17 protein-coding genes are annotated in these 21,711 nt (G+C 42.0%); 11 read left to right on the forward strand and 6 right to left on the reverse strand.

Annotated features, from left to right (window positions below; all coding sequences use genetic code 11):
* Positions 1-9: 9 nt before the first annotated feature.
* Genes NYE69_RS14830 through NYE69_RS14850 form a run of 5 tightly spaced genes read right to left on the reverse strand, consistent with a single transcriptional unit; the run spans position 10 to position 5,727 of the window.
* Positions 10-1,053 (reverse strand): hypothetical protein, encoded by a 1,044-nt coding sequence (locus NYE69_RS14830; protein ID WP_340926784.1) that lies wholly within the window; start codon positions 1,051-1,053, stop codon positions 10-12.
* A 52-nt stretch (positions 1,054-1,105) separates the two neighbouring features.
* Complete coding sequence (locus NYE69_RS14835) at positions 1,106-1,261, reverse strand: hypothetical protein (protein ID WP_340926785.1); 156 nt, start codon at positions 1,259-1,261, stop codon at positions 1,106-1,108.
* 5 nt (positions 1,262-1,266) lie between these two features.
* Positions 1,267-2,307: a DUF1835 domain-containing protein gene (locus tag NYE69_RS14840; protein ID WP_340926786.1), complete on the reverse strand. Its 1,041-nt coding sequence runs from the start codon at positions 2,305-2,307 to the stop codon at positions 1,267-1,269.
* Between the two features lie 25 nt (positions 2,308-2,332).
* Positions 2,333-3,937 (reverse strand): response regulator transcription factor, encoded by a 1,605-nt coding sequence (locus NYE69_RS14845; protein ID WP_328270778.1) that lies wholly within the window; start codon positions 3,935-3,937, stop codon positions 2,333-2,335.
* A gap of 14 nt (positions 3,938-3,951) precedes the next feature.
* Positions 3,952-5,727, reverse strand: a complete 1,776-nt coding sequence (locus NYE69_RS14850) for a sensor histidine kinase (protein ID WP_340926787.1) — start codon at positions 5,725-5,727, stop codon at positions 3,952-3,954.
* Positions 5,728-5,928: 201 nt separating this feature from the next.
* Here NYE69_RS14850 and NYE69_RS14855 point away from each other — a divergent pair, with 201 nt between their 5' ends.
* Genes NYE69_RS14855 through uidA form a run of 4 tightly spaced genes read left to right on the forward strand, consistent with a single transcriptional unit; the run spans position 5,929 to position 10,894 of the window.
* Positions 5,929-6,822: a carbohydrate ABC transporter permease gene (locus NYE69_RS14855; protein ID WP_328270780.1), complete on the forward strand. Its 894-nt coding sequence runs from the start codon at positions 5,929-5,931 to the stop codon at positions 6,820-6,822.
* A 13-nt stretch (positions 6,823-6,835) separates the two neighbouring features.
* Positions 6,836-7,666 (forward strand): carbohydrate ABC transporter permease, encoded by an 831-nt coding sequence (locus NYE69_RS14860; protein ID WP_328270781.1) that lies wholly within the window; start codon positions 6,836-6,838, stop codon positions 7,664-7,666.
* A 60-nt stretch (positions 7,667-7,726) separates the two neighbouring features.
* On the forward strand, positions 7,727-9,079 hold the full coding sequence (locus tag NYE69_RS14865) for an ABC transporter substrate-binding protein (RefSeq protein ID WP_328270782.1): 1,353 nt from the start codon (positions 7,727-7,729) through the stop codon (positions 9,077-9,079).
* Between the two features lie 12 nt (positions 9,080-9,091).
* Positions 9,092-10,894 (forward strand): beta-glucuronidase, encoded by a 1,803-nt coding sequence (gene uidA / locus NYE69_RS14870; RefSeq protein ID WP_328270783.1) that lies wholly within the window; start codon positions 9,092-9,094, stop codon positions 10,892-10,894.
* A 197-nt stretch (positions 10,895-11,091) separates the two neighbouring features.
* On the opposite strand, the gene NYE69_RS14875 is transcribed toward uidA, so the two are convergent.
* Positions 11,092-12,177 carry a hypothetical protein gene (locus NYE69_RS14875; RefSeq protein ID WP_340926788.1) on the reverse strand — a complete coding sequence of 362 codons (1,086 nt, stop codon included), beginning with the start codon at positions 12,175-12,177 and terminating at the stop codon, positions 11,092-11,094.
* Between the two features lie 647 nt (positions 12,178-12,824).
* On the opposite strand from NYE69_RS14875, the gene NYE69_RS14880 reads away from it, so the two are divergent.
* The 7 genes from NYE69_RS14880 (at position 12,825) to NYE69_RS14910 (ending at position 21,710) form a co-directional block, all read left to right on the forward strand.
* Positions 12,825-14,429 carry a B12-binding domain-containing radical SAM protein gene (locus NYE69_RS14880; protein WP_340926789.1) on the forward strand — a complete coding sequence of 535 codons (1,605 nt, stop codon included), beginning with the start codon at positions 12,825-12,827 and terminating at the stop codon, positions 14,427-14,429.
* Between the two features lie 28 nt (positions 14,430-14,457).
* The gene (locus NYE69_RS14885; protein WP_328270787.1) at positions 14,458-16,218 is read left to right on the forward strand and encodes a S8 family serine peptidase; all 1,761 of its coding nucleotides are present in this window, start codon (positions 14,458-14,460) and stop codon (positions 16,216-16,218) included.
* A 42-nt stretch (positions 16,219-16,260) separates the two neighbouring features.
* Complete coding sequence (locus NYE69_RS14890) at positions 16,261-16,491, forward strand: hypothetical protein (RefSeq protein ID WP_328270788.1); 231 nt, start codon at positions 16,261-16,263, stop codon at positions 16,489-16,491.
* Between the two features lie 220 nt (positions 16,492-16,711).
* Positions 16,712-17,038, forward strand: coding sequence for a PqqD family protein (locus NYE69_RS14895; RefSeq protein WP_328270789.1), 327 nt, complete (start codon positions 16,712-16,714; stop codon positions 17,036-17,038).
* A complete protein-coding gene (locus NYE69_RS14900) occupies positions 17,035-18,039 on the forward strand; it encodes a radical SAM/SPASM domain-containing protein (protein WP_328270790.1) in 1,005 nt (334 codons plus the stop codon). Before NYE69_RS14895 ends, NYE69_RS14900 begins: the two co-directional genes overlap by 4 nt.
* 67 nt (positions 18,040-18,106) lie before the next feature.
* On the forward strand, positions 18,107-19,930 hold the full coding sequence (locus NYE69_RS14905) for an ABC transporter ATP-binding protein (RefSeq protein WP_328270791.1): 1,824 nt from the start codon (positions 18,107-18,109) through the stop codon (positions 19,928-19,930).
* Between the two features lie 4 nt (positions 19,931-19,934).
* On the forward strand, positions 19,935-21,710 hold the full coding sequence (locus tag NYE69_RS14910) for an ABC transporter ATP-binding protein (protein WP_340926790.1): 1,776 nt from the start codon (positions 19,935-19,937) through the stop codon (positions 21,708-21,710).
* The last annotated feature ends 1 nt before the right edge of the window (position 21,711 follow it).

A 21,711-nucleotide genomic window follows, 5' to 3' on the forward strand; every position in this document is an offset into this window, starting at 1 on the left:
AACCACAGGTTATCTTGGGTTTTTCGAACTGTTTATGAAAGCCTTTATTAACCGTGGTAAAAGGTCTGCTTCCATGCTAGACAATTGTTCGAGTTTTTCTGCGATACTGGTCAAAATGTTTGCATTTTTTGAAATAGTATACTTTATTGATAGATTTAGAGCGATGGTTGTAAACTCCTCGATTCTAGTGTAGCTCGTTATGTATGTATCCGGATCTTTAAGGAGTTGGATCTGTGAAAGATATTTTAGTCGTTCGATCATCATGGTCTTATGATTTTTTAGAACATAGAACGGACGTATATCTAAGCGAGTTCCCTTTGGTACGATATTCTTTAAGTAATGAATGAGGTGGTCATAACATCCCAAACCATAAATCCACTCTCTTTTTAAGGGTTGGTTGAGGAGATTGTTTTTTTGGGATGAATTGATTGAATGCAGATAATCGGAGAGCAGTTCTTTTAGAATGTCGAGGTTTATGCTGAATTTTCCGGAATTATTAAATGAAAGCAAATAAATCAATTCTTGTCCTAAGTCTGTTGCCATTTTTAAATCTATGTACGAGTGATTCACATCAGTAAAAGAACAAATCCCTCTACTGTATTTCCCATTTTGGAAATTATCCGAAATATAAAACACTTCCTCGATATCATCAAATCCGTAGATAAATAGTTCGTGAATGCGATGGTATTTTTGATATGCGCTTGAAGCCGGGATAAAAAATTGGTCAGCCATTAGGAAAGCATAATATCCTTGCAGCAGTGCTTCTCGAACAAAAAGGGAGATATCATTACTCCATTTTAGCTGAATCATATCTTTTCGAATTCTTTGCAGCAATATCCACGGACATATGCTAATAAAATAAGGACTTCCCATGTAAAAATCCATACGTGTATTTTGTTCCATGTCATTTGGACATTCGAGCTGAACGAAATTGCTTACAATCCATGACTTGGCCGTTTCATTATTCTGTAGGATGGAGAGAAAAGCACCGTAGTTGGGGTAGCAGTCGATAATCGGATCGGCGACGGGGTGGATGATCTTAATATAAATCATTTCCTTTCATTTTTTGTGATTGTTAGCGTATACATTTATTTTATGCTTGGCTCTAGTAAATGTCCATATTTACCAAATAATACAGCGAAGCCGTGCTGTTATCCGTGCTCAGGTAAAATTGGCTTTTGCCGTCTTTATTTAACAAAGCCCCGTTTTCCGCCGCCCCCGGCAGTTTGTCTGCCGGGGGCTTGTATGTTGGCCCCCCCAATTCCGTTACCGTTTACGCCTGACGCTGTAGAATCTCATCGCCGCCGGCACGCCTTTGATTTCCAGCACGCCGTTATAGATGAGCGTTCGCAGGCGGTATTCAAAATATTCGTCTCCGACATATTGCTCGCAATACCCCAGCGCTTCGCCGATCAGCCTGGCGGATCGCAAGAAGCCGCGATCGCCGGCGGGCGGCTTCAGCCTATCCAGCTTGTCCAGCAAGTATGAATCGTAATAATCGGCGGGTACGCCGATCACCGCGCCATCCCGCCAAATACGCAACGTTCCGGTTTGCTCCGCGATCGCCCGCCATTCCTCAATCAGCTTGGCAATGTCGGTGCCGCTTAATCTGCCGCTTCCGTCCATGCGGACAAGCGCTGCTTGAAGCTTAGACGGCGGCAGTTCGCCCGAGTGCCGATATCTGGTGATGGCGTCCGGCCGGTTGTAAAGCGCCTCGCAAATGGCGCAGGCGTCGTAAACGGAGAGAGGGTTGGGTTTATGTCGCAGCAAATGGAGCGCATAACGCATGCCCGCCTGTTCGCAGGCATTGCGCGTGGTCCAGACCACTAATTCCGCTTGTTCCGGAATTTGCTCCAGCTTGCCCAGCAATACCATATACTCGTCCTCGTAGGTTGAGTAAGCTTCGAGCCCGTTCATGATATTGTCGCCAAACCATTCGCTTCGCGCTGTTCGGCCTGCCGGCGAATCCAGATCGGCGAGCGGCCCGATCGCGTAATTTTCCCGCAGGACGATCAGCTTATGCGCCTCTTCCCAGCCGAGCCCCTTCAGCGCTTGCTTCATACTGCCCGCAAAAGAATCGCCGATCACGATATGAACATGGGTGCAAGCCGGGGCCGGATCCCAGACGATCCTCTTTTTGTCCGGCAGCGCTATCAGCCCATCGTATAACTCGATGAGTCCGGTGATCGCGGTGTTTGGCGCAGCTCCCTCCTCCTTCATCCGTTCGATCTGCACTAGAATCAAACGTAGATACGCCCTCAGTTCTTCTTCTTCCAAACTATCGGTTGCTTTTCGGATAGCCAGCATAGAGTTCCATCCTTTCTTGGCTAGGTTAAATCGACTTCCGGAATTCGTTCGGGGACATGCCGGCGAAATTCCGGAAAAGCTTGATAAAATAGCTCGTATGCTCATAACCAAGCTGCTCGGATATTTCCGCAACGTTCAAATCGGACTGGTTCAACAATTCCTGCGCTCTTTCCATTTTCGTACGGGTAACGAATTCGACAAAGGTTTCGCCGGTTTCCTGCTTGAAAATCCGGCTGAAATGAGACGGGTTCAGGTTTAGACGATGCGCCATTTCTTCCATCGCGATTTTCTCTCCCGTATGGATCTGAACGTATCGCTGCGCCTCGGCAATTTCCCGGCGTACGGTCTGTTCCCGCAGCGCCTCTATTTCGACGGATTTTTTTTCGAGAAATGCCTGAAGCCATTCCAGCAGATGGTCCAGCGTTTCGATCGAAGCGATTTTCCGCTGCAGCATTTCGGTGTTGAAGCTGGTGACGAAGTTTTGCATGACGGTGTACTTGAGCTGGAGCTCCATGGTCATTTTCAGCACCCAGCATTTAACGGCTTCGACGGGATAGACTCTGCTTTCGATAAATTTTTTCCATTCCTTGACAGCCAGCGATATCCGGGCCTTGTCCCCGGCAACAATGCAATCTTTCATCTCCTGCAGGGCTTTGGAATAATGCAGGAAGATGTCCTCTTTCGTTGTCTCCACAGGCAGCATTTTCGCATAGATACGCTCGCCCGCATAGAAACGGAACGTTTTGGCGTCAAACAACCGCTGAATTTCTTTTTTCAATTGGAGCAAATCGCCGCTGACCTCACCGCGGACAAACGAAATGCCGACGCGCAGATGTTGATACATCTGTTGTTGAACGCGCAGCAGTTCTTCCCGCACGTCCTCATAAAGATTTCGTTTTAACGTATGGGGAAAGGGGAACAAAAACAGGTATTGCTGTTCGTTCAGCACAAATATAAAGCTCTCGCTCAACCGGACTAACTCCTGCAAGGCGTTATCGATGACGAACTGCATGTTGACGGCTCCGCCAAAGCGGATTTCCAATTCAGCGGCCCGTTCCGGCCAGGCGGCAACCGGAAGATAAGGAACGCCGCCGCTGAGAAGGATTCCGAAATTTTGAAATTCGTTTGCCCATTCCGCTTCATTCCAGACCGGTTGTTCAAGAAACTTGCGGATGAATCGGGAACGTATAGCGGATAAATTCTGCTGAACTACGTTTTGGAGTTGGTTCCGGTCGTTTTCCAATCGTTTTTCCTCGGTCAATTGATTCGCCAACCGGCCCAGTACGGAAACGACCTGATCGATCTGGAGACTTTCCTTCAAAATATAATCGCTTACGTTTAGCTTTACGGCCGACTGCGCGTAGTGAAAGTCTTCGTGACAAGACAAGATGACCGCCTTCAGCCGAGGGTTGAGCGCGCGCACTTTTTCGATTAATTCCAGTCCGTCCATCACGGGCATTCCGATATCCGTAACGAGAATGTCCGGACGATGGAGTTGACAAGCCTCCCAGGCTTGGCCGCCATCGGAACAAACGGCGGCCAATTCCAGGCCAAGGTTCCGCCAGGGGATGCCGGCGCTTAAATAATCCAATACCGTATAATGATCGTCAGCGATAAGAACTTTAAACATGATGGTCATCCTCCTTACGTTTTCTCGACCGGCAACAGCAGCTCCACGCTGGTGCCCCGGCCGCGTTCGCTTTGAATGTCCATATCGAACCGATCCCCGTACAGCAATTTCAAGCGGCTGTAAACGTTAAACAGTCCGATTCCGGCGGACGGGATTTCTTCTCCCAGGGCCATTTGCTCAATCAGCTCCCGCTTTTGGAAGTTCAGCCGCTTTTTTAATGCCTCAAGCGTTTCTGGAGTCATGCCCCGGCCGTTATCTTCAACCGTTATTTTTAAAGAGGAGCCGGCGGTTTGCGTCGCCTCGACCCAGATCATCCCGCCGCTCCGGGAAAATCCATATTTGTAAGCGTTCTCGATAATCGGCTGCAAGATAAAACGCGGAACGGTAACGGCAAACGGGTCGGCATGAATATCCCAACGGGTCTCGATTGGAAATCTTGTGGTAAATTTCATTAAGTCTGTGTATTGCTTGGCCGTTTCGATTTCGGCGTAGAGAAGGGCGAATTCATCCTGCTTGGAAAGGCTTGCCCGCAGCAACGAGGACAGCGAACCGACGACGAGGGCGGTTTCTTCATCGCCTTTCATCAGCAATTTCAAGCGGATCGAGCTCAGGACGTTAAATAGAAAATGGGGATGAACTTGCGCCTGCAGCATCGCCATTTCCGCTTGCCGCTTCAATTCCTGTTCCATCTTCACCTGCGTCAGGATTTGCTCGATACGATCGAGCATAAAGTCGAACGAACGGCCGAGCCGGCCGATTTCATCGGGTCCGCGAATGTTGGAACGCACGCTCAAATCCCCGGACTCCACTTTTTTCGCCGCTTCCCCGAGCGCCAGCACCGGCTTGGTGAAGCGCCGCAATAAATAGGTTAGAGCGAGCAAAAAGCCGATGGCGAACATGGCTTGCAGTATTAACATCGTTCGATACATTCCGTTCAATTTTCCCGTAAGCTGCTCGTAAGGAGCTACGCTCACCAGCTTCCATCCCGAAAAACGCAGCGGGAGCGAAAGAAACAATTGATTTTCTCCGCCTGTTTGAATGATCTCCGGCGAAGCAGGCACCTCCCGCGGCAGTACGCTCTCAAACCGGCTTCCGATCAAATCGGGATTACGATTCGAGATGATCCGGTTGTTTTCGTCCAGCAAAAACACGTCCTCCTCCATACCGGCAAAAAGCTCCCGGACGGTGTTTTCCGTACGGCTGACCATGAGATAGGCAAACGGCGGTTTATTTACGGTTTCGGTCAAGGCGCGTGCGGTCATATACACATACTTCTGTTCAGGGTACAGCGGAGGCAGGTAGTTATCGAGTCCGCCTAAAAATAACGTCTCGTAAGCCGTCAGGTGCTCCGCCCGCGAAAACCAGTCCTCCCGGAAAAAAAGCTGCGGCTCAAAGTCGTAGAACGAGTAATCGGAATACGCCCGGCCGTCCCTCGTCAGCAAGGTCAGGCGCAGGTCCCGCTTCTCGCCGGCGATTTGCTCCAACCGGGTCGTCAGCTGCCGCGCGGCGACCGGACTTTCTTTGGCCTCTTCCAATAACGTTTTAATTTCCGGGTCGAATTGGACGAAATTCGATATGGATACCATTTCCTCCAATATCGCTTCCACTTGAGACTGTACAATCATAAGCGATTGCCTCGCTTTTCCCAGCGTATGCTCGCGAATGATGATCTTGGAATACACGCCGGTCGTGTAAAGCATGCCGAGCGCAGGCAGTACAAGGCAAGCGATTGAAGTAAGAATCAGTTTTTTCCGCAGGGACACATGCTTGAAGTTCAGCCTTATTCCCATTTGTTGTCCACCACCTCGGCCGCAATGATTCGATTGGGTTATAAGGAAATATTAAAGCATTTCTTGGACCGATTCATTCAACATTTTTTTCTAAGCGGGAAAAAATATCGCAAATTTTTTTTCGATTAGAAAAAATCGTTCCATGTGCGCCGGATAGGCCGCGCCTATAATGAGGGAGAAACAGAGAACGATCATGAGGTGATGAGGGTGATTCGAAAGCAAGCGTTATATGAAACCGTTACCGGATATCTGTTTATTTTACCGATGCTGGCTCTGACGATGACGCTGGTCGTCATTCCGATTCTGCTGTCGGGGGTGATCAGTTTTTCGGACTGGAATTTCATCGCGGGCATGGACGGGCTGAAATTCGTCGGATGGGACAACTACCTCCAGCTGTTTCGGGATGAAGCGTTTCACCGCTCCTTGCGGAACAACGTCGTGCTGATTGCGGTCGTTCCGGTGTCCATGTTCATCGCAATGGTGCTCGCGGCACTGATCAACAAAGGAACATACTTTAAGAGTTTTTTCAAAGTTATCTATTTCATGCCGTTTATTTCCAGTATTGTGGCGATCGCTTTGCTATGGAGAGTGCTGTTCCATCCCAACAGCGGTCCGATTAACGGTTTTTTGCGGTCGATCGGCATCGATCACCCGCCGATGTGGCTGGCGGATCCGAATTATGCGCTGCTGGCCGTCATGATCATCATGGTCTGGACTTCGCTAGGGTTTAACATGATCATTTATCTGGCCGGACTGCAAGGGATTCCCCAGGATCTCTACGAGGCGGCCGACGTGGACGGCGCTTCGCCGCTCCGCCAATTCTTCAGCATTACGCTGCCTATGCTGTCGCCGACGACCTTTTTCCTGTTGATTACGGGGGTGGTGGGATCTTTCAAGGTGTTTGACCTGATTATGGTGTTGACGAACGGCGGGCCGGCCGGCTCGACCTCTGTCATCGTGTTCTACCTGTATGAAGCGGCTTTCGTGAATCTGGAATCCGGATATGCTTCCGCCATGGGCATCGTTCTTTTAATTCTGATTCTGTTCATCACCTTGATCCAATGGGTCGGACAGAAGAAGTGGGTAAATTATTAGGAGGCCGTTAAACATGAAATCCATACGTCTAAACCGGGTCATCATCACGGCGCTTATGGGCATGGCGGGAATCTTCTTTATTCTGCCGTTCCTGTGGATGTTATCGGCATCGTTCAAGCCGGAGCTTGAGGTGATGACATATCCGATTCAGTGGATCCCGAGCACGTGGAAAATCGTTGAAAACTACAGCCAGGTTTGGCTTGGAAGCATCCCATTTGGGCTTTATTACCTGAACAGCATCAAAGTGACCTTGCTGACGACCGCATTGTCTTTGATCATCTCCGCCATGGCAGCCTACGGATTTTCCAAGGTTAATTTCAAAGGACGGGACGCAGTGTTTATGCTGGTGCTGGCCACGTACATGATTCCGCATCAAGCCATTCTCGTACCGCAATTTATCATGTTCCGCTGGCTCGGGTTGTTCGACAATCACCTTGGCCTCGTGCTGTTGGGCGCCTCGGGGGTGCTGGGGACGTTTTTGCTGCGGCAGTTTTTCATGGGGGTTCATAACGAAATTATCGAATCCGCAAGGATTGACGGAGCGAATCACTGGCGAATCTTTTTCCGGATCGGGTTGCCGCTGGTCAAACCTGCGCTTGCGACTTATATGATTCTCCGTTTCATTTGGACTTGGAACGACTATCAGAACCCGCTTATCTTCCTGCGTACCGATTCGTTGTTTACACTGCAGCTTGGCATACGCAAATTTGCCGATTTTAACGGCGAATTTTATTCGCTTATGATGGCGGGCGCCGTGTCCGCAATCTTGCCGTTGTTGATCATCTTCATCGCAGGCCAGAAGCAAGTCATTGAAGGGGTGGCCTCGGGAAGTGTCAAAGGATAAGGAAGAAATCAAAAAGTTATCTTTTGATCACGAATTTTAACAAACCAAGGGGGAATTCGCATGTTGAAAAGAAAATGGACTCGTTTTATCACCGCGTCGGCAATCCTTGCGCTCGTCGTTTCGGGATGTGCTTCCGGTTCGGGAGAAAGTCAGAAGCAGGGGGCCGGTTCGAACGGCGGCGCGCCGGCGGACGGTACGGTAACCATCAAACTGCATACCTGGTACCCGAAGAAAACCGACAATTGGGATGTCGCCATCGCGGAATTTGAAAAGAAATATCCGAATATTAAAGTGGAGTTCGTTTCCGCGGAAGACAACAATTCCAACGAATATTACAAGAAGCTTGATCTGGCGGCCGCCTCCGGGGAGGATCTGGACGTGATGATGTTCAGCAACATGAACTACCTCAGCCAGCGCATGGAGCTCGGCATGCTGGAGCCGATCGACGGCTATTTGGAGAAAGAAGGCGTCGTGCTTGCGGACGAGTATACGGTAGATACCGGAATCGCGGGAAAAACCTACGGGTTGCCGGGCAAATCCGTCCTGCCGATGGTTTTCATCAATGAAAACCACCTCAAAGAGGCGGGGCTTGAGCTGCCGAAGGATTGGACATGGGATGAGTATATGCAGTATGCCAAGGCGATGACGAAAACCGATGGCGGCAAAACAAGATACGGAACCTATTTTCATAGTTGGGCCACGCAGGCGTACTTTATTCAAAATATGAATCAAGCTGCCGGCGCAAACTTAACCACAGACGATGGAACAAAAGCGAACGTGGATACGCCGAACGTTCGCAAGTCGTTGGAGCTCCGGCTGCAAGGGGAGAAGGAGGGCATTGTGACGCCGTATGCCGAAGTCGTCAGTCAGAAATTGAACTATCGTCCGCAATATTTTAATCAAGAAACCAGTATGATTACGATGGGCTCGTTCCTGGTTCCTGAAGCCGGGGGGACGGAACAAGTGCCGGCCACGTTCAAAACGGTATTCGCTCCCCTTCCAAAAGTGAACAAGGAAGATCCGATTTCGGGCAATGTCAGCGGTGATGTGCTGGGGATCTACAGCAAATCGAAACACAAGGAGGAAGCGTACACGTTCATCCGCTGGTACACGACGGAGGGAATTACGCTGCAAGGGAAATACTTCCCTTCCTGGAAGAAAGCAAATATGAACGAAGTCGTCGATCGTATTATTGCCGGCACAAAAACCCCGGAAATGATCGACAAGGATTCCTTGCTCTACGTTCTTGAAAATACGAAGCAAACGACGGCGGCGGTCGCGGTGCCGTTCCATGCGGAACTGGAAAAAGTGTTTGTGGAAGAATTCGACGCGATGATGCTGTCGGCCCAGAACCTGGATACGACCGTTAAAAACGCCCAGGAACGCATTCAGAAAATCATCGATTCCAAATAAGGAGGGACCCCGATGCTTTACCCTATTGTAACCGCTTCCCGAGCGGTCATTGATTTAAACGGAATATGGAATTTCAAACTCGATCCCGGCCGCGGCTTCGCCGAGAAATGGCATGAACGGCCGCTTTCCGAGACGATCCCGATGGCGGTCCCTTCTTCTTACAACGATGCGGGCGTTAGCGCCGAGATTCGCCATCATGTCGGCTGGGTTTGGTACGAGCGGGAATTCGCCGTGCCGGGCGCGCTTTCCTCGGAGCGGATCGTTCTCCGCTTCGGTTCGGCCACACATGAGGCGAAGGTGTACGTCAACGGCCGGCTGGCGGCCCGGCACACCGGCGGGTTTACGCCGTTCGAGGCGGAAATCAACGGACTTTTAACCGCGGGAAAAAACCGGCTTACCGTTGCGGTCCATAATGTGCTGGATGAATCGACGCTGCCCGTCGGCAACTATACGGAGCAAGAGGTGGAAGGTCTCGGCAAAATCGTTCGCAATCGTCCGAATTTCGATTTCTTTAATTACGCGGGACTTCACCGGCCGGTCAAAATCTATACGACGCCTTGGGTCTACGTTCGGGATGTTGAAATCGTATCCGACCTGCGGCCGGACGGTTCCGCCGCGGTGCATTATAAGGCGGACATCGGCGGCGGGACGGCCGCAACAAAGGTCAGTATCCTGGATGAGGACGGAGCCGTTGTCGCGGCGGGGGAAGGGGCGCAAGGCAGCCTGCTTGTCGCGGAAGCAAAGCTCTGGGAGCCGCTGCACGCTTACTTGTACACACTGAAAATCGAGCTGCGGCAAAACGGCGAGACGATCGACGAATACGAGCAGCCCTTCGGAATCCGCACCGTGGAGGTGAAAAAAGGCAAGTTCCTCATCAACGGAAAACCGTTTTATTTTAAAGGATTCGGCAAGCATGAGGACTCCCCGATTCACGGCAGAGGATTCAACGAGGCGGCCAATGTGATGGATTTTCGCTTGATGAAATGGATCGGCGCCAATTCGTTCCGTACATCGCACTATCCGTATTCGGAGGAGCTTATGCGCTTGGCCGACCGGGAAGGGTTCGTCGTCATCGACGAGGTGGCGGCCGTCGGCTTGCATTTGAACTTTATGGCGGTTCAATCGGGCGGCCCGAAACGGGACACATGGCGGGAAATCAAAACCCACGAGGCGCACCGGCAGGCGATCCGCGAATTGATCGCGCGGGATAAAAACCACGCCTGCGTCGTGATGTGGTCGATCGCCAACGAACCGGCGACGGCGGAGGACGGTGCGTATGAGTATTTCGAACCGCTGTTCCGGCTGGCGAAGGAATGCGACCCGCAAAAGCGGCCCGTCACCGTCGTGACCTTGCAGGAAGGTAGTCCCGAGCACTGCAAAGTATCGGATTTGGCGGATGTCCTGTGCTTAAACCGCTATTACGGCTGGTATGTGGAAGGCGGGGAGTGGGAGCTGGCCAAAGCCAAGCTCCGCCAGGAATTCGCTGGTTGGCAAAAACGCTGCCCGGATAAACCGATCATCATGACGGAGTACGGCGCGGATACGATCGCCGGGTTCCACGATGTCGATCCCGTCATGTTCACCGAAGAATTCCAGGTTGAGTTTTTGCGGGCAAATCATGAAGTTTTCGACGAGTGCGGCAATTTCGCCGGAGAACATGTCTGGAATTTCGCCGACTTCCATACCAGTCAGAATATTATTCGGGTTCAGGGCAACAAGAAAGGAATCTTTACCCGCGACCGCAAACCGAAATCCGCCGCACACGAGTTGAGAAAGCGCTGGCATTCGATTCCTGATTTTGATTACAAACCTTAATTTTTTGGGGGCGTTTATTAGTATTTTATATAAGAAAAACATAAGTAAGGCGATCGAGAAGGTTACCCTGTTCGATCGCCTTGTTTAACGCTATAATCATCTTCGAGTGCTTTGTTTGGGGGTAGATGCATTTGCTGTTAAGCCAATTTGCCGTATTTTACTTGGTAAGTCGATCATAAAAGAACTGATTAAAGAAGTTAGCTTAAAAACCATTTCAGTTCATAACGATTTGAATTCCCAAGAATAATATGTTCTTCTTTTTTAGCGTTCACATAAATTTGCTCTAACACTTTATGAATTAGACTTATTTCAGTAATAGAAAGGGATTTTACGCCTTGAATCATGGTATTAATTTTTTGGTTGTCTTTTCTGACAGCTTGCTTTATCATTTGATTTCGGTAAATTAGAGCGGTTCTCTCAATTTCTTGGTAAGTTTTGGCGATGTCTGGGTTCCTTATGATTCCTAGTGTCTCCATATATTTAATTCTGTCTATCATACACTTCTTATGTTCCCATAAAACATGAAAAAGTCTAACGTCTATACTAACCTTATTCTCGATTAGTAGAAACAAGTACTCGATTATCTTATCGTAAACGGCTACGCCTAAAGTTAAATTTTTGGCCCAGCTTGAACTTTGATCATCGCGCATGCGAGTATCCCTTGAAGCTAAAAAGTCCTCTAACGAATCTTTAACTTTAAGAAGATCGAATTGAAATTTTACATCCTCTTTAGGCTTGAACAAAAGCACCTTCTCATAATTCTCTTTGTTATAAATCGGCGGATTTGAATAAGCCTGTTCAAATTCTTCAAGCGTACACCATGCAAACTTATACTTGCCGCCGAAATTGTCGGCAATTTCTAATGCTTGCGTTTTAGTATTATAGCCATAAATCAGTACCTCATGTGCATAATCAGTTCGGTTATACCACTTAAGACTCGAAGCTGAAAGGTATTTATGATTCACCTTCAAATGAACATAATATCCTGAATCAATACAATTTACGATAAACGAAATAGCATTTAGTTTCCCGATTATATCCTTATTGATTATTTGCACATCCAGAAAAGGACTATAATAGGGTACCCATGTGATCCATTGTTGAAAGAAATCAAGCTTAATACGGGAGCCCTCTGGATGAGACGATAATTGTATAAAGTTGCTTAGAAACCATGGGAGATATTTCTCATCTCCAGCTACGGACAAAATCGCCAAAGGGTTGGCATAATAAGGATAACAATTTATTCTCGGGTCCTTTACCGGTAGCCTTCGTTCCATACTCATTTTTCAATCCCCCCATTACCGTTCAATTATATAGGGCTATATCAAAATACAGGGTAGCGACTTATACAGAGTTTTAGAATGATGTGGTAGAAATGGTTTAATACTATTTGTGAATATAATTACAAATAAGATGACAATTGTCAAATTTACTTTTCAATATTGAGCTTACTACCCTCATTTGATTGACAGTAGTTTAGAGAGAAAGGGTGCAAAAGCAAAAAAAAAATAAACATTTGAACACAAAGTTTATATGCATTATTTTGAGTGCTTTACATTATTTAACTACCAAGATTGATGAATTTTACTTCAAAACCAGCTAAAACAATTAGTATATTATAAATATTTGTAAAATTACAGTTATTTATTCACATTTTTTTACTTTATAAACGTAAACAAAAAGTTGTTGACTTATAGATTGAATCATAGTAACTTTTACTTGTAAAGTTATGGAAGTGAAAAAAATAGTTTACATTTGTGTGTTTCTATTGTATTCAAATGTAAAACTCTTATGTGGTGTAAAGTGAATTTATTTTTATTTCTAATGTGGGGTTAAACTAATCGATATCTAAAGTAGGCATATAAAAAAATTGATGAGTAGCGCAGGTGTTTGCTCTGCAACATATGTTTTTAAGAAAAGAGGTCTTGTCATGTTAAAAATAGCAACAGCATACTTTAGTAACAATGAGTTGCATTGTTTAGAAGTCGGATATGGAGTTTCAGCTTTAAAAAAACATGATAATGATTTAACAATACATAAAATAGATCAACATAATATACAAACTGAAATTGATAATATCGTATATAGTAAACCCAATATGATAGTTATCTTTTTATCATATAATTGTTACGATTTGTTGTTAGAACTTAGCTCTCAGTTAAAACGTTTGTTGAAGCATGTGATTTTAGTTGCATGCCATAGTCTTGCATCACGTTTAGCCGAACCTTTATTAAAGGATATTAAACATATTGACGTTGCTGTTATTGGTGACTTTGAAAATACTTTATCTGAGTTATGTGTTCTAATCGCGAAGAAAAAAAGTTATACAGAATGTAAAGGAGTTGCTTACATACTTAATGGTAATTACGTAATAAACAATTTCAAACAAACAGCGGAAATTGGGACAATATCTTTTCCATATAGGAAATGTTTCCCGACTGATACAAGGTTTTTCCATATTTATGGGTCAAGGGGATGTGAGGGGAAATGTTTATTTTGTGATAGGAGTATCTTACATACAACAAGCGGTTATACAAAACCGAGGTTTAGGGACATTGACGATGTAATCAGAGAAGTTGATTTACTAGTTAAAGAATACAACTGTAAATTTGTTAGTTTTTCTGATCCAACTTTTTGTTCATCCTCAAACATAATTAATAGATTAGAACAACTATATAGTTATCTTAGCCCAAAAAAATATTGGATTCAATTTTCAATGAATTTAAGAGCTGAGCAAATCACTCCAGAAGTAGTAACATGTATGAAAAAATTAAAGAAAGTTGGATTAGGTAAAGTATTTATTGGATTAGAAAGTTTTAATGAATTTGATTTGAAACTATATGGCAAAATTTCGAATATCAAATCAAACATAAATGCAATCAATATACTTCAGAATATTAATTCAGCAGATGATGATTATAATTTGAGGTTCGAGTATGGCTTCATTAATTTTAATCCATATTCAAATATAGAAGGGTTAAAAAACAATTTAAACAACTTACGAAAGTACAACGTACATGTAGATCCGTATATTATTTCAAGCAAAGTTAGTTTAAATTACTTAACAAAACTTACTAAAATTGTTGATAGGGACAACTTGTTCATAAAAAATATAGACAAATTTTCTCTCAGAGAATTAATGAGCTATAGATTTGAATACTGTTTTATCAATAAGAATGTTCAAGAAATATATGATATTGTGCTTGCATGCATTAAGAAGTTAAATCTTCGTAATATTAACGGTTCGGAATTTATAAGGAATAGGTATTATCACTTTTTTGACTTTGATTTTATTGTTGAGAAATTTGATACTGCTTATAAAAGATGGTTATCAGTAGTTAATGATTTTTCTTGTAATCTTTTTGAAGACATCATTTCGAATAAACATGAATACAATCATAAACTGTGTCGTGCTATTTCAATGTGTGATGAATTCAAAAATCAATTTATTACTGTGGATAACAACCTAAGATTTATTCAACAAAGAGCATTAATACAGTTAAAAAAAATTGACGAGCTAATTTACTATAAATAGAACAACTCTATAGATGAGGATGTAGATCATGAATAAAGTTAGGGTTGCTATTATCGATTCTGGTATTTCAAAAAAGTCTGAATGTATAGAAAATGTATCTGAATCTTATATGCTGAATAAGTCCGATGAAATTTATTCTATTATTAAGTGTGAACCTATAGATTACATTGGGCATGGAACTGCCGTTGCACATATTATTTACAAAACAAATATTAATGTTGAACTAGTTTGTATAAGGATATGTGATTACACAATGGAGGTTGATGAGGAAGGACTAATATTTGTCTTAGAGTACATTTATAAAAACGTAGACATAGATATTATAAATATTAGCGCAGGAATAACCTACTTAAGTAATTATAAAGGTATGAACAAAGTGTGCAATAATTTATATAAAAAGGGAGTTGTTATTGTATCCGCTTTTGATAATGACGGAGCTATATCATATCCGGCCGCTTTGAACGCTGTGATAGGCGTGGATACGAAAGATGAATATGGGGACCGGAAAGATATTTATTATGTTGAGAATAGTATCATTGATATTTTGGTCCCTAACAAATTTTACCGCACAATATGGAATGACAGAAAAACGATTTTGAAAGGATCAAGTTTTGCTACTGCTTGTATAACTGGAATGTTATCTCAAATAATTAAAAATTTTATGTTACCTTATAAGAAAAATGATTTATTAAAGGCAATATCAAATACTCAGATAAATGTAAAACAAAGTAGCGATGTAGAATCTCCCAGTTTTCAAATAAAAAAGGCAATATTATTTCCATTGAATAAAGAAAGTCAAGTTTTGTTAAGGTTTAAAAAAATGTTGAAGTTTGAAATCGCAGGGGTGTATGACGAAAAAACATCTGGGAATGTTGGAAGAACATTATTTGGCGAATATATAGAATCGTTTGATTCCATTAATTGGAGTGATGATTTTGACACCATTATTTTATCGTGTACATCAGAATTATCAACAATTACGAAACGGAATTATAGTGAAGAAATTCTCAATATGGCGGAAAAACAAAAAAAGAACATTTATACATTTGAGAAGATAATATCCGATTATAAAGAAATATTTTATCCAAGTATTACATCCAATATAGTCCCATATGGGAATTATTTCAAGCTTCACAAAGCAACTATTCCAATTGTAGGGGTATTCGGTACAAGTTCAAAACAAGGTAAATTTACGCTGCAATTAAATATAATACGAAGATTATCAGAACTAGGATATAGTGTTGGTCATATTTCAACAGAACCTTCAGGCTATTTATTTGACGCTGATTATGTATTTCATTTCGGATATCGTGCAAACCTGAAAATTCAGCCTTGGGAATGTATTTCAATACTAAATAAAATGGTTTGGAATACACAATTAAAAGAAAAAGATATTCTAATAACAGGTTGCCAGTCGGGTACATTACATTACAACAATTCAGAAATCAACAATTTTACGATATATCAATATGCATTTACATTAGGAGTGATGCCCGATTTCTGTATTTTATGTATAAATCCACATGATGATATTGAGTATATCAGTAGAACAATAAGTTTTATTAACTCTATTGATGAGGGGAAGGTACGTGCAATTGCAATTTTCCCTATACAAGCCATTGAAACCGTTACTGGAATAAAATATAAGACAAGGGAATTATTTGGGGAAAATCTACAAGTTTTTAAAGAAAAAATATATGAATCTTTTAAAATACCAGTCTATTCAGTATTCGATGATTTAGACTTAGATAATCTTTGCGATTTAATTATATCTTATTTTGGGGAATAAGGAATACTTTAAATTAAAATTTTCCTATTTTAGGAGGGTATTATGGAAGTAAATCAGATGATATTGGATTGCCTAGAAGAAAACGGAATTGAAGTATTGGACGACGGTAAGCTTGATAATGTAGACTCATTTGCCTTTATTTCAGCTATCGTTAGCTTAGAGGAAGTATTTAATATAGAGTTTCCGGATGAATATTTACTAATAGAGAAGCTATCTAATATTGACAATATATGTATCATCGTTAAGCAAATGCTTGGTATCCATGAGAAATAATGTATTTTGGTCATTAAATAACATCATTAAGGAAAGGAGGTGAATCCATTATGAAAAAATTAGTTAAAAAAGTTGCCAAGAAAAAAAATTTAGTTGCGTTCTATATGTCTGAATGTAACCAAGGGACTTGCAATGGAAGATAGTACAGATCAGTAAGAACGGCCGCAATAACAGCAAGAGTTTTTCTTGCTGTTATTGCATATAGAAGAAGTCATTTATTGTGATCGCAACAATCAAATTGATCATTGGGGGAACTAAAATGTGCACGGAATCATGTTCTGATGTTTTTTATTCAAAAAATATCGCATGGATATTGCTTGGAGATGAAGTATTTGTTTTTGATGAAATAACGGATAAAGTATATCTACTTAAGGATTTGTCAAAAGAGTTTTGGCTGTTAATTCAGGAAAATACGAGACTGATGGATATTATACATCAAATCGCTGAAAGCTATAATGTTGATTTTATGAAAGTTGAAAATGATATTACTAAACTAGCAAGAAAATTTGTTGAAAATAACTTAATAGTTTGGAGTGTTGCAGTATGAGACAAGTATTAATAAAAGATTATTTTTATCATCAAGCTTTTATGAAGAATGTTCCAGTTAGTGTAATGATAGAGCTGCTTACAAAATGCAATTTAAGGTGTAAACATTGCTATTTGCCTGCTCATAGTAATTCAGGGCTTGGATTCGATAAAATAAAAAGTTTACTATATGAGCTTCGTGAAGCGGGGGTAGTAAACGTGTCGTTTACAGGTGGAGAAATTTTTCTACGGCAAGATTTATTTGAGTTGATTGAGATTGCACGAAAACTACATATGAGAGTATTTCTTCTAAGTAATGGTACTTTACTAAATGATAAAATGGTTGAACGCCTTTCAAACCTACACATCGCAGAGTTTTCCACCACCGTTTTTTCATTACGAGAAGGTATTCACGATTCTATCACAGGATCAAAAGGATCTCTTAAGAACTTGTTGAATAATTTGCAAATTTTGAGGAAACACAATATCCGAGTAAGAGTCAAAACGCCTTTAATGAATGTTAATATGCATGATTATAAAGAGATTAAAGAATTCTGTCATCATAATAAATTTGACTTTCATGTTTCCCCACTTATATTTTCCAAGACAGATGGAGATGAAGCCCCGAAACAGTTAAGAATTGCAAAAGAAGATCTAGCCCCAATTTTGAAAGAGATTGATGAACAAACTAGAAATAGACATTTACATGAATATGACGTGCCGTGCGCAGCGCTATTTTATTCATTTGCAATCGATTGCAATGGGGATGTTTTCCCTTGTAATTCCTTTTTCTATAAAGTTGGGAACATTTTTAACGATTCTATAAAAAATATTTGGTATGAGTCTGAATCTTTAAAATTCATAAAAAATATAAAAAACTCAGATTTGAAAGCATGCGTTAATTGCGAATATAAAGTTCAGTGTGATAGATGCCCAGGGATGGCATTACTTGATAACAAGAGTGTTTTTGCTTGTGATACATATGCAAGATCATGTGCAGAAATAAGATCAAATTATTGTTAGTTCTGTAGAAATGACAACTCTCAATATCAGAACTAAATGAATTAATTGTTGAAACATTGGAGGCAAAATGCTTAAATCCAAAGATTATACGACATTGGATTTTCTAATTGTACCTTTAAGAATAATCCCGTTGCAAACGATCTATTCTATTCTAATAACGATTCTTAATTCGCTGATACCTGCCTATCAAACCCTGGTAGTAGCTAATTTCATCAATACGGCGACGAATATTTTTAAGGGGAGGGTTGATTATTCGTCCATTTATTTACCTATCATTTTGATAATGAGTTATGTCATATTTACAAATTTAATTCCTTCTATCACACAAATTATAGATACTTCGGCTCAAAACAAACTAAATGCAACTTTAAAAAAAGAGATCGCACTAAAGCAAGCTCGGTTGGAGTATAAGCATATTGAAAACAAGGATACACAGGAATTAATAAACAGGGTGTGCTTAGACCCGATTAAAAATTTTATGGCGGGATTAAATAATTGGTTTAGGGGAGCAACGCTTTTAATTAGCTCATTTTCACTGCTTGTTATTGTTATGTCTTCTACTTTAATAAGCGGCATCGTCATTTTAATTATAAGTGTGCCTTTGTTTTATATTGCGATGAGAACGGGCAAAAAAAATTATGAAATGGGCATGGAAGCCAAAAAGATTCAGAGGAAATATAATTATTTATCAAGCATTTTAATCAATCGCGACTTTGCCGAGGAGCGCAAGTTATTTGCCTACAGCACGCCTATTCGTGACAAGTTCGATCAGCTTTACGATGAGTCAAGTAAGATTGAAAATAAAATCGAAATTAAAAGCTATATTCATATGAAAAGCGGCTCTATGGTCACATTGTTAATCGTAATTGTTATTGTGGCCTTGCTTTTGCCTTCGCTTCATCGCGGGGAAACTTCTCTGGGCATCTTTATAGCCCTCGTCAACGCCATTTACGGTTTGGTTCAGAATATGTCGTGGCAGTTGTCCAGTACTATGTATGATTATGCACGGTTAAAAGAATATTTAAAAGAATTTTCAATCTTTACCAGGCTTAGCGAAAAAAAAGATGCCAGTGTGTTACCGGCCGATGTGGACTCTTTTGCGTTTGAATCCTTGGAATTCAGAAACGTCAGCTTTAAATACCCGGGGACGGAACATTATATCTTAAAAGACTGCTCGTTTATATTGAGTCACCATAAAAATTATTGTTTTGTGGGAGTGAATGGGGCGGGAAAGACAACCATCACTAAATTGCTAGTAGGGATGTATGACGAATTTGAAGGCGAAATTTTGATAAACGGGAAAAGTATAAGGGACTTTACCTTCGCTGAGATCAAAGGATTAATTTCCGTTGTGTACCAGGACTTTGCCAAATATCCATTGACCGTAAAGGACAATATTCTCCTTGGAAATCTTACGAAAATGGATGAGAAGAGACTTGAAAATATCGTTTCGGAAATGGGTCTGAAAGATGTAGTAAACGGTTTAGAATTCGGGATAGACACCTACCTTGGCAAGATAAAAGAAAACAGCAAGGATTTATCGGGTGGGCAGTGGCAGCGACTGGCTATATCCAGGTTGCTGTATTCAAACTCTAAAATAAATATTTTAGATGAACCAACAGCCTCGCTTGATCCCTTAGCCGAAAGCCAGGTTTACGAACTGTTTAGTCATGTGAATAAAGACAGATTTACAATATTCATAACCCACAGATTGGGCGCCGCCAAAATGGCGGATGAAATTTTGGTTGTCGACGAGGGGCACATTGTGGAGCGAGGTTCTCATGAACAATTGATGTCTTTGAAAAACGGTAAATACAGTAAGATGTTTGCGAGCCAGAAATCTTGGTATGAACCGAAAACGAAGTCAGTGTTTTTAGAAGGTGAATGTTAAAAGTATGGGAAAAATGAAGAGTAAAGGCTTTTTAATCAACAGCCTTAAGGGCATAAAAATCATGTTTGAAGCGAATCCTTCCATGTTTTTTTTGCATGTTTTCTTTACAACCGTTCACGGTGCGTCATGGGCTCTGCAAGTAGTATTCATGCAAAAGTTTTTTGACGCGGCTCAAAATTTCGTTGCGAATAAAATTGATTTGGGCACAACCATTTTCTATCTAATCGGTATGGGCTTGTCGTATGCATTATGTCAACTAATGAACGGGGTGGATAATTGCCATGCACTCATTCTCAAAATAAGCGTGGGCAAACGAACGAACAGACTCATTCATCAAAGTATAGATAGATTAAATGTGGTTGAATTTGAGGACACTCATCGTCTGGACTTTATTAATAAAGCTATAACAGGAAGCCAAAATTTAGTTTGGGTATGTTTAACTCTTTTGGATTTGGTATTTTTCTATACGATTTATTTTGGTTTTATGGGGTGGTATCTGTTCACTCTAAAGCCTATTTTAGGTCTAAGTATAGTGATCGTCTTCATACCCTGTGTTCTTTCTAAGTTTGCGCAAATCCTCTCGTTTAAAAAATTGGAGGAACAGTCGGCTCCTGTGAGAAGAGAATATGAGAACTATGAAAGATGTATGACAAACAAGGAATTTTTTAAAGAGACCAGACTGCTTGGTGCAACTGAATACTTCAGTAAGTTGTATACCTCTTCTCTCAAAAAGTTAAATCGGCTTGTTTTTATAGCTCAGCTTAAAAAAAATATTCTCAATCTGATTTTAGATATTGTAACTGTCATAGGTTACGGCATGATCATCTATATGCTATTTATATTTGTCATGAACCAAGAAATTTCCATTGGGGCGTTTGCGGCCGTGCTGGCCTCGATTTACAGACTTTATAGTTTTATGAGCGAATTAGTTTCCGAAAGGATCGGTTGGGCATCTGAAAATGTGGGAACTGTTGAAAACTTCTTAGACTTTGTCAGTGAGAGGAATAAACCTGAAAAAAGGATGCCAAGACCTCAAAAAGTTGATATTAAATTGAGTAATGTAAGTTTCAGCTATCCAATGACTGACAAGGAGGCCTTGGATAATATCAGTTTGACGATACCAAGTGGCCAGACTTTAGCGATAGTCGGTGAAAACGGTAGCGGCAAGACAACATTATGCAGAGTAATTATGGGATTATATGAGGCATCTCAAGGAGAAGTCACTTATGGAGATATGCCTGTTAAAAATTTGAGTTATGATCACACGTCCGCTGTCTTTCAAAAATATTGCAAATATAATATGACCGTGCGGGAAAATTTGATCATCAGTCAGATGGACAAGCCTACAGACGAAGCGATGCTTATGGATATTTGTGATAAATCGGGGGTGATTTTGAAAGGTGAAAGCTATAAAGACGGATTAAACACTATGCTTGGGCGCGATTTTGACGGGATAGAGATATCCGGCGGTCAATGGCAACGGATCGCCATTGCACGCGGATTATTCAGGGAAGGTGATTTGATGATTTTAGATGAACCAACGTCAGCTATTGACCCTTTGGAGGAAACACGGCTTTATAACGATTTTGCGGAAATCTGCCAAGACAAAACCGCAATCATCGTGACTCACAGGTTGGGTTCGGTTCGGATCGCCGATAGAATTATCGTATTAAAGGACGGCAGGATTGTACAGGATGGTACGCACAGTGAACTTATTAGTATGGATGGCGAATATAAAAATATGTATGAATCCCAGAGAAAATGGTATGTTGTTGAATAAT

The sequence above is a fragment of the Paenibacillus sp. FSL R5-0527 genome (genome assembly GCF_038008055.1).
Lineage (GTDB): Bacteria > Bacillota > Bacilli > Paenibacillales > Paenibacillaceae > Fontibacillus > Fontibacillus macerans.

What these genes read in the sequence shown, in the direction of transcription:
- NYE69_RS14875 (WP_340926788.1), bottom strand. Translation starts at nt 12,177, where the DNA reads ATGAGTATGGAACGAAGGCTACCGGTAAAGGACCCGAGAATAAATTGT.
- NYE69_RS14850 (WP_340926787.1), bottom strand. Translation starts at nt 5,727, where the DNA reads ATGGGAATAAGGCTGAACTTCAAGCATGTGTCCCTGCGGAAAAAACTG.
- NYE69_RS14840 (WP_340926786.1), bottom strand. Translation starts at nt 2,307, where the DNA reads ATGCTGGCTATCCGAAAAGCAACCGATAGTTTGGAAGAAGAAGAACTG.
- NYE69_RS14860 (WP_328270781.1), top strand. Translation starts at nt 6,836, where the DNA reads ATGAAATCCATACGTCTAAACCGGGTCATCATCACGGCGCTTATGGGC.
- NYE69_RS14845 (WP_328270778.1), bottom strand. Translation starts at nt 3,937, where the DNA reads ATGTTTAAAGTTCTTATCGCTGACGATCATTATACGGTATTGGATTAT.
- NYE69_RS14905 (WP_328270791.1), top strand. Translation starts at nt 18,107, where the DNA reads ATGCTTAAATCCAAAGATTATACGACATTGGATTTTCTAATTGTACCT.
- NYE69_RS14890 (WP_328270788.1), top strand. Translation starts at nt 16,261, where the DNA reads ATGGAAGTAAATCAGATGATATTGGATTGCCTAGAAGAAAACGGAATT.
- NYE69_RS14880 (WP_340926789.1), top strand. Translation starts at nt 12,825, where the DNA reads ATGTTAAAAATAGCAACAGCATACTTTAGTAACAATGAGTTGCATTGT.
- uidA (WP_328270783.1), top strand. Translation starts at nt 9,092, where the DNA reads ATGCTTTACCCTATTGTAACCGCTTCCCGAGCGGTCATTGATTTAAAC.
- NYE69_RS14855 (WP_328270780.1), top strand. Translation starts at nt 5,929, where the DNA reads ATGAGGGTGATTCGAAAGCAAGCGTTATATGAAACCGTTACCGGATAT.
- NYE69_RS14865 (WP_328270782.1), top strand. Translation starts at nt 7,727, where the DNA reads ATGTTGAAAAGAAAATGGACTCGTTTTATCACCGCGTCGGCAATCCTT.
- NYE69_RS14910 (WP_340926790.1), top strand. Translation starts at nt 19,935, where the DNA reads ATGGGAAAAATGAAGAGTAAAGGCTTTTTAATCAACAGCCTTAAGGGC.
- NYE69_RS14830 (WP_340926784.1), bottom strand. Translation starts at nt 1,053, where the DNA reads ATGATTTATATTAAGATCATCCACCCCGTCGCCGATCCGATTATCGAC.
- NYE69_RS14900 (WP_328270790.1), top strand. Translation starts at nt 17,035, where the DNA reads ATGAGACAAGTATTAATAAAAGATTATTTTTATCATCAAGCTTTTATG.
- NYE69_RS14885 (WP_328270787.1), top strand. Translation starts at nt 14,458, where the DNA reads ATGAATAAAGTTAGGGTTGCTATTATCGATTCTGGTATTTCAAAAAAG.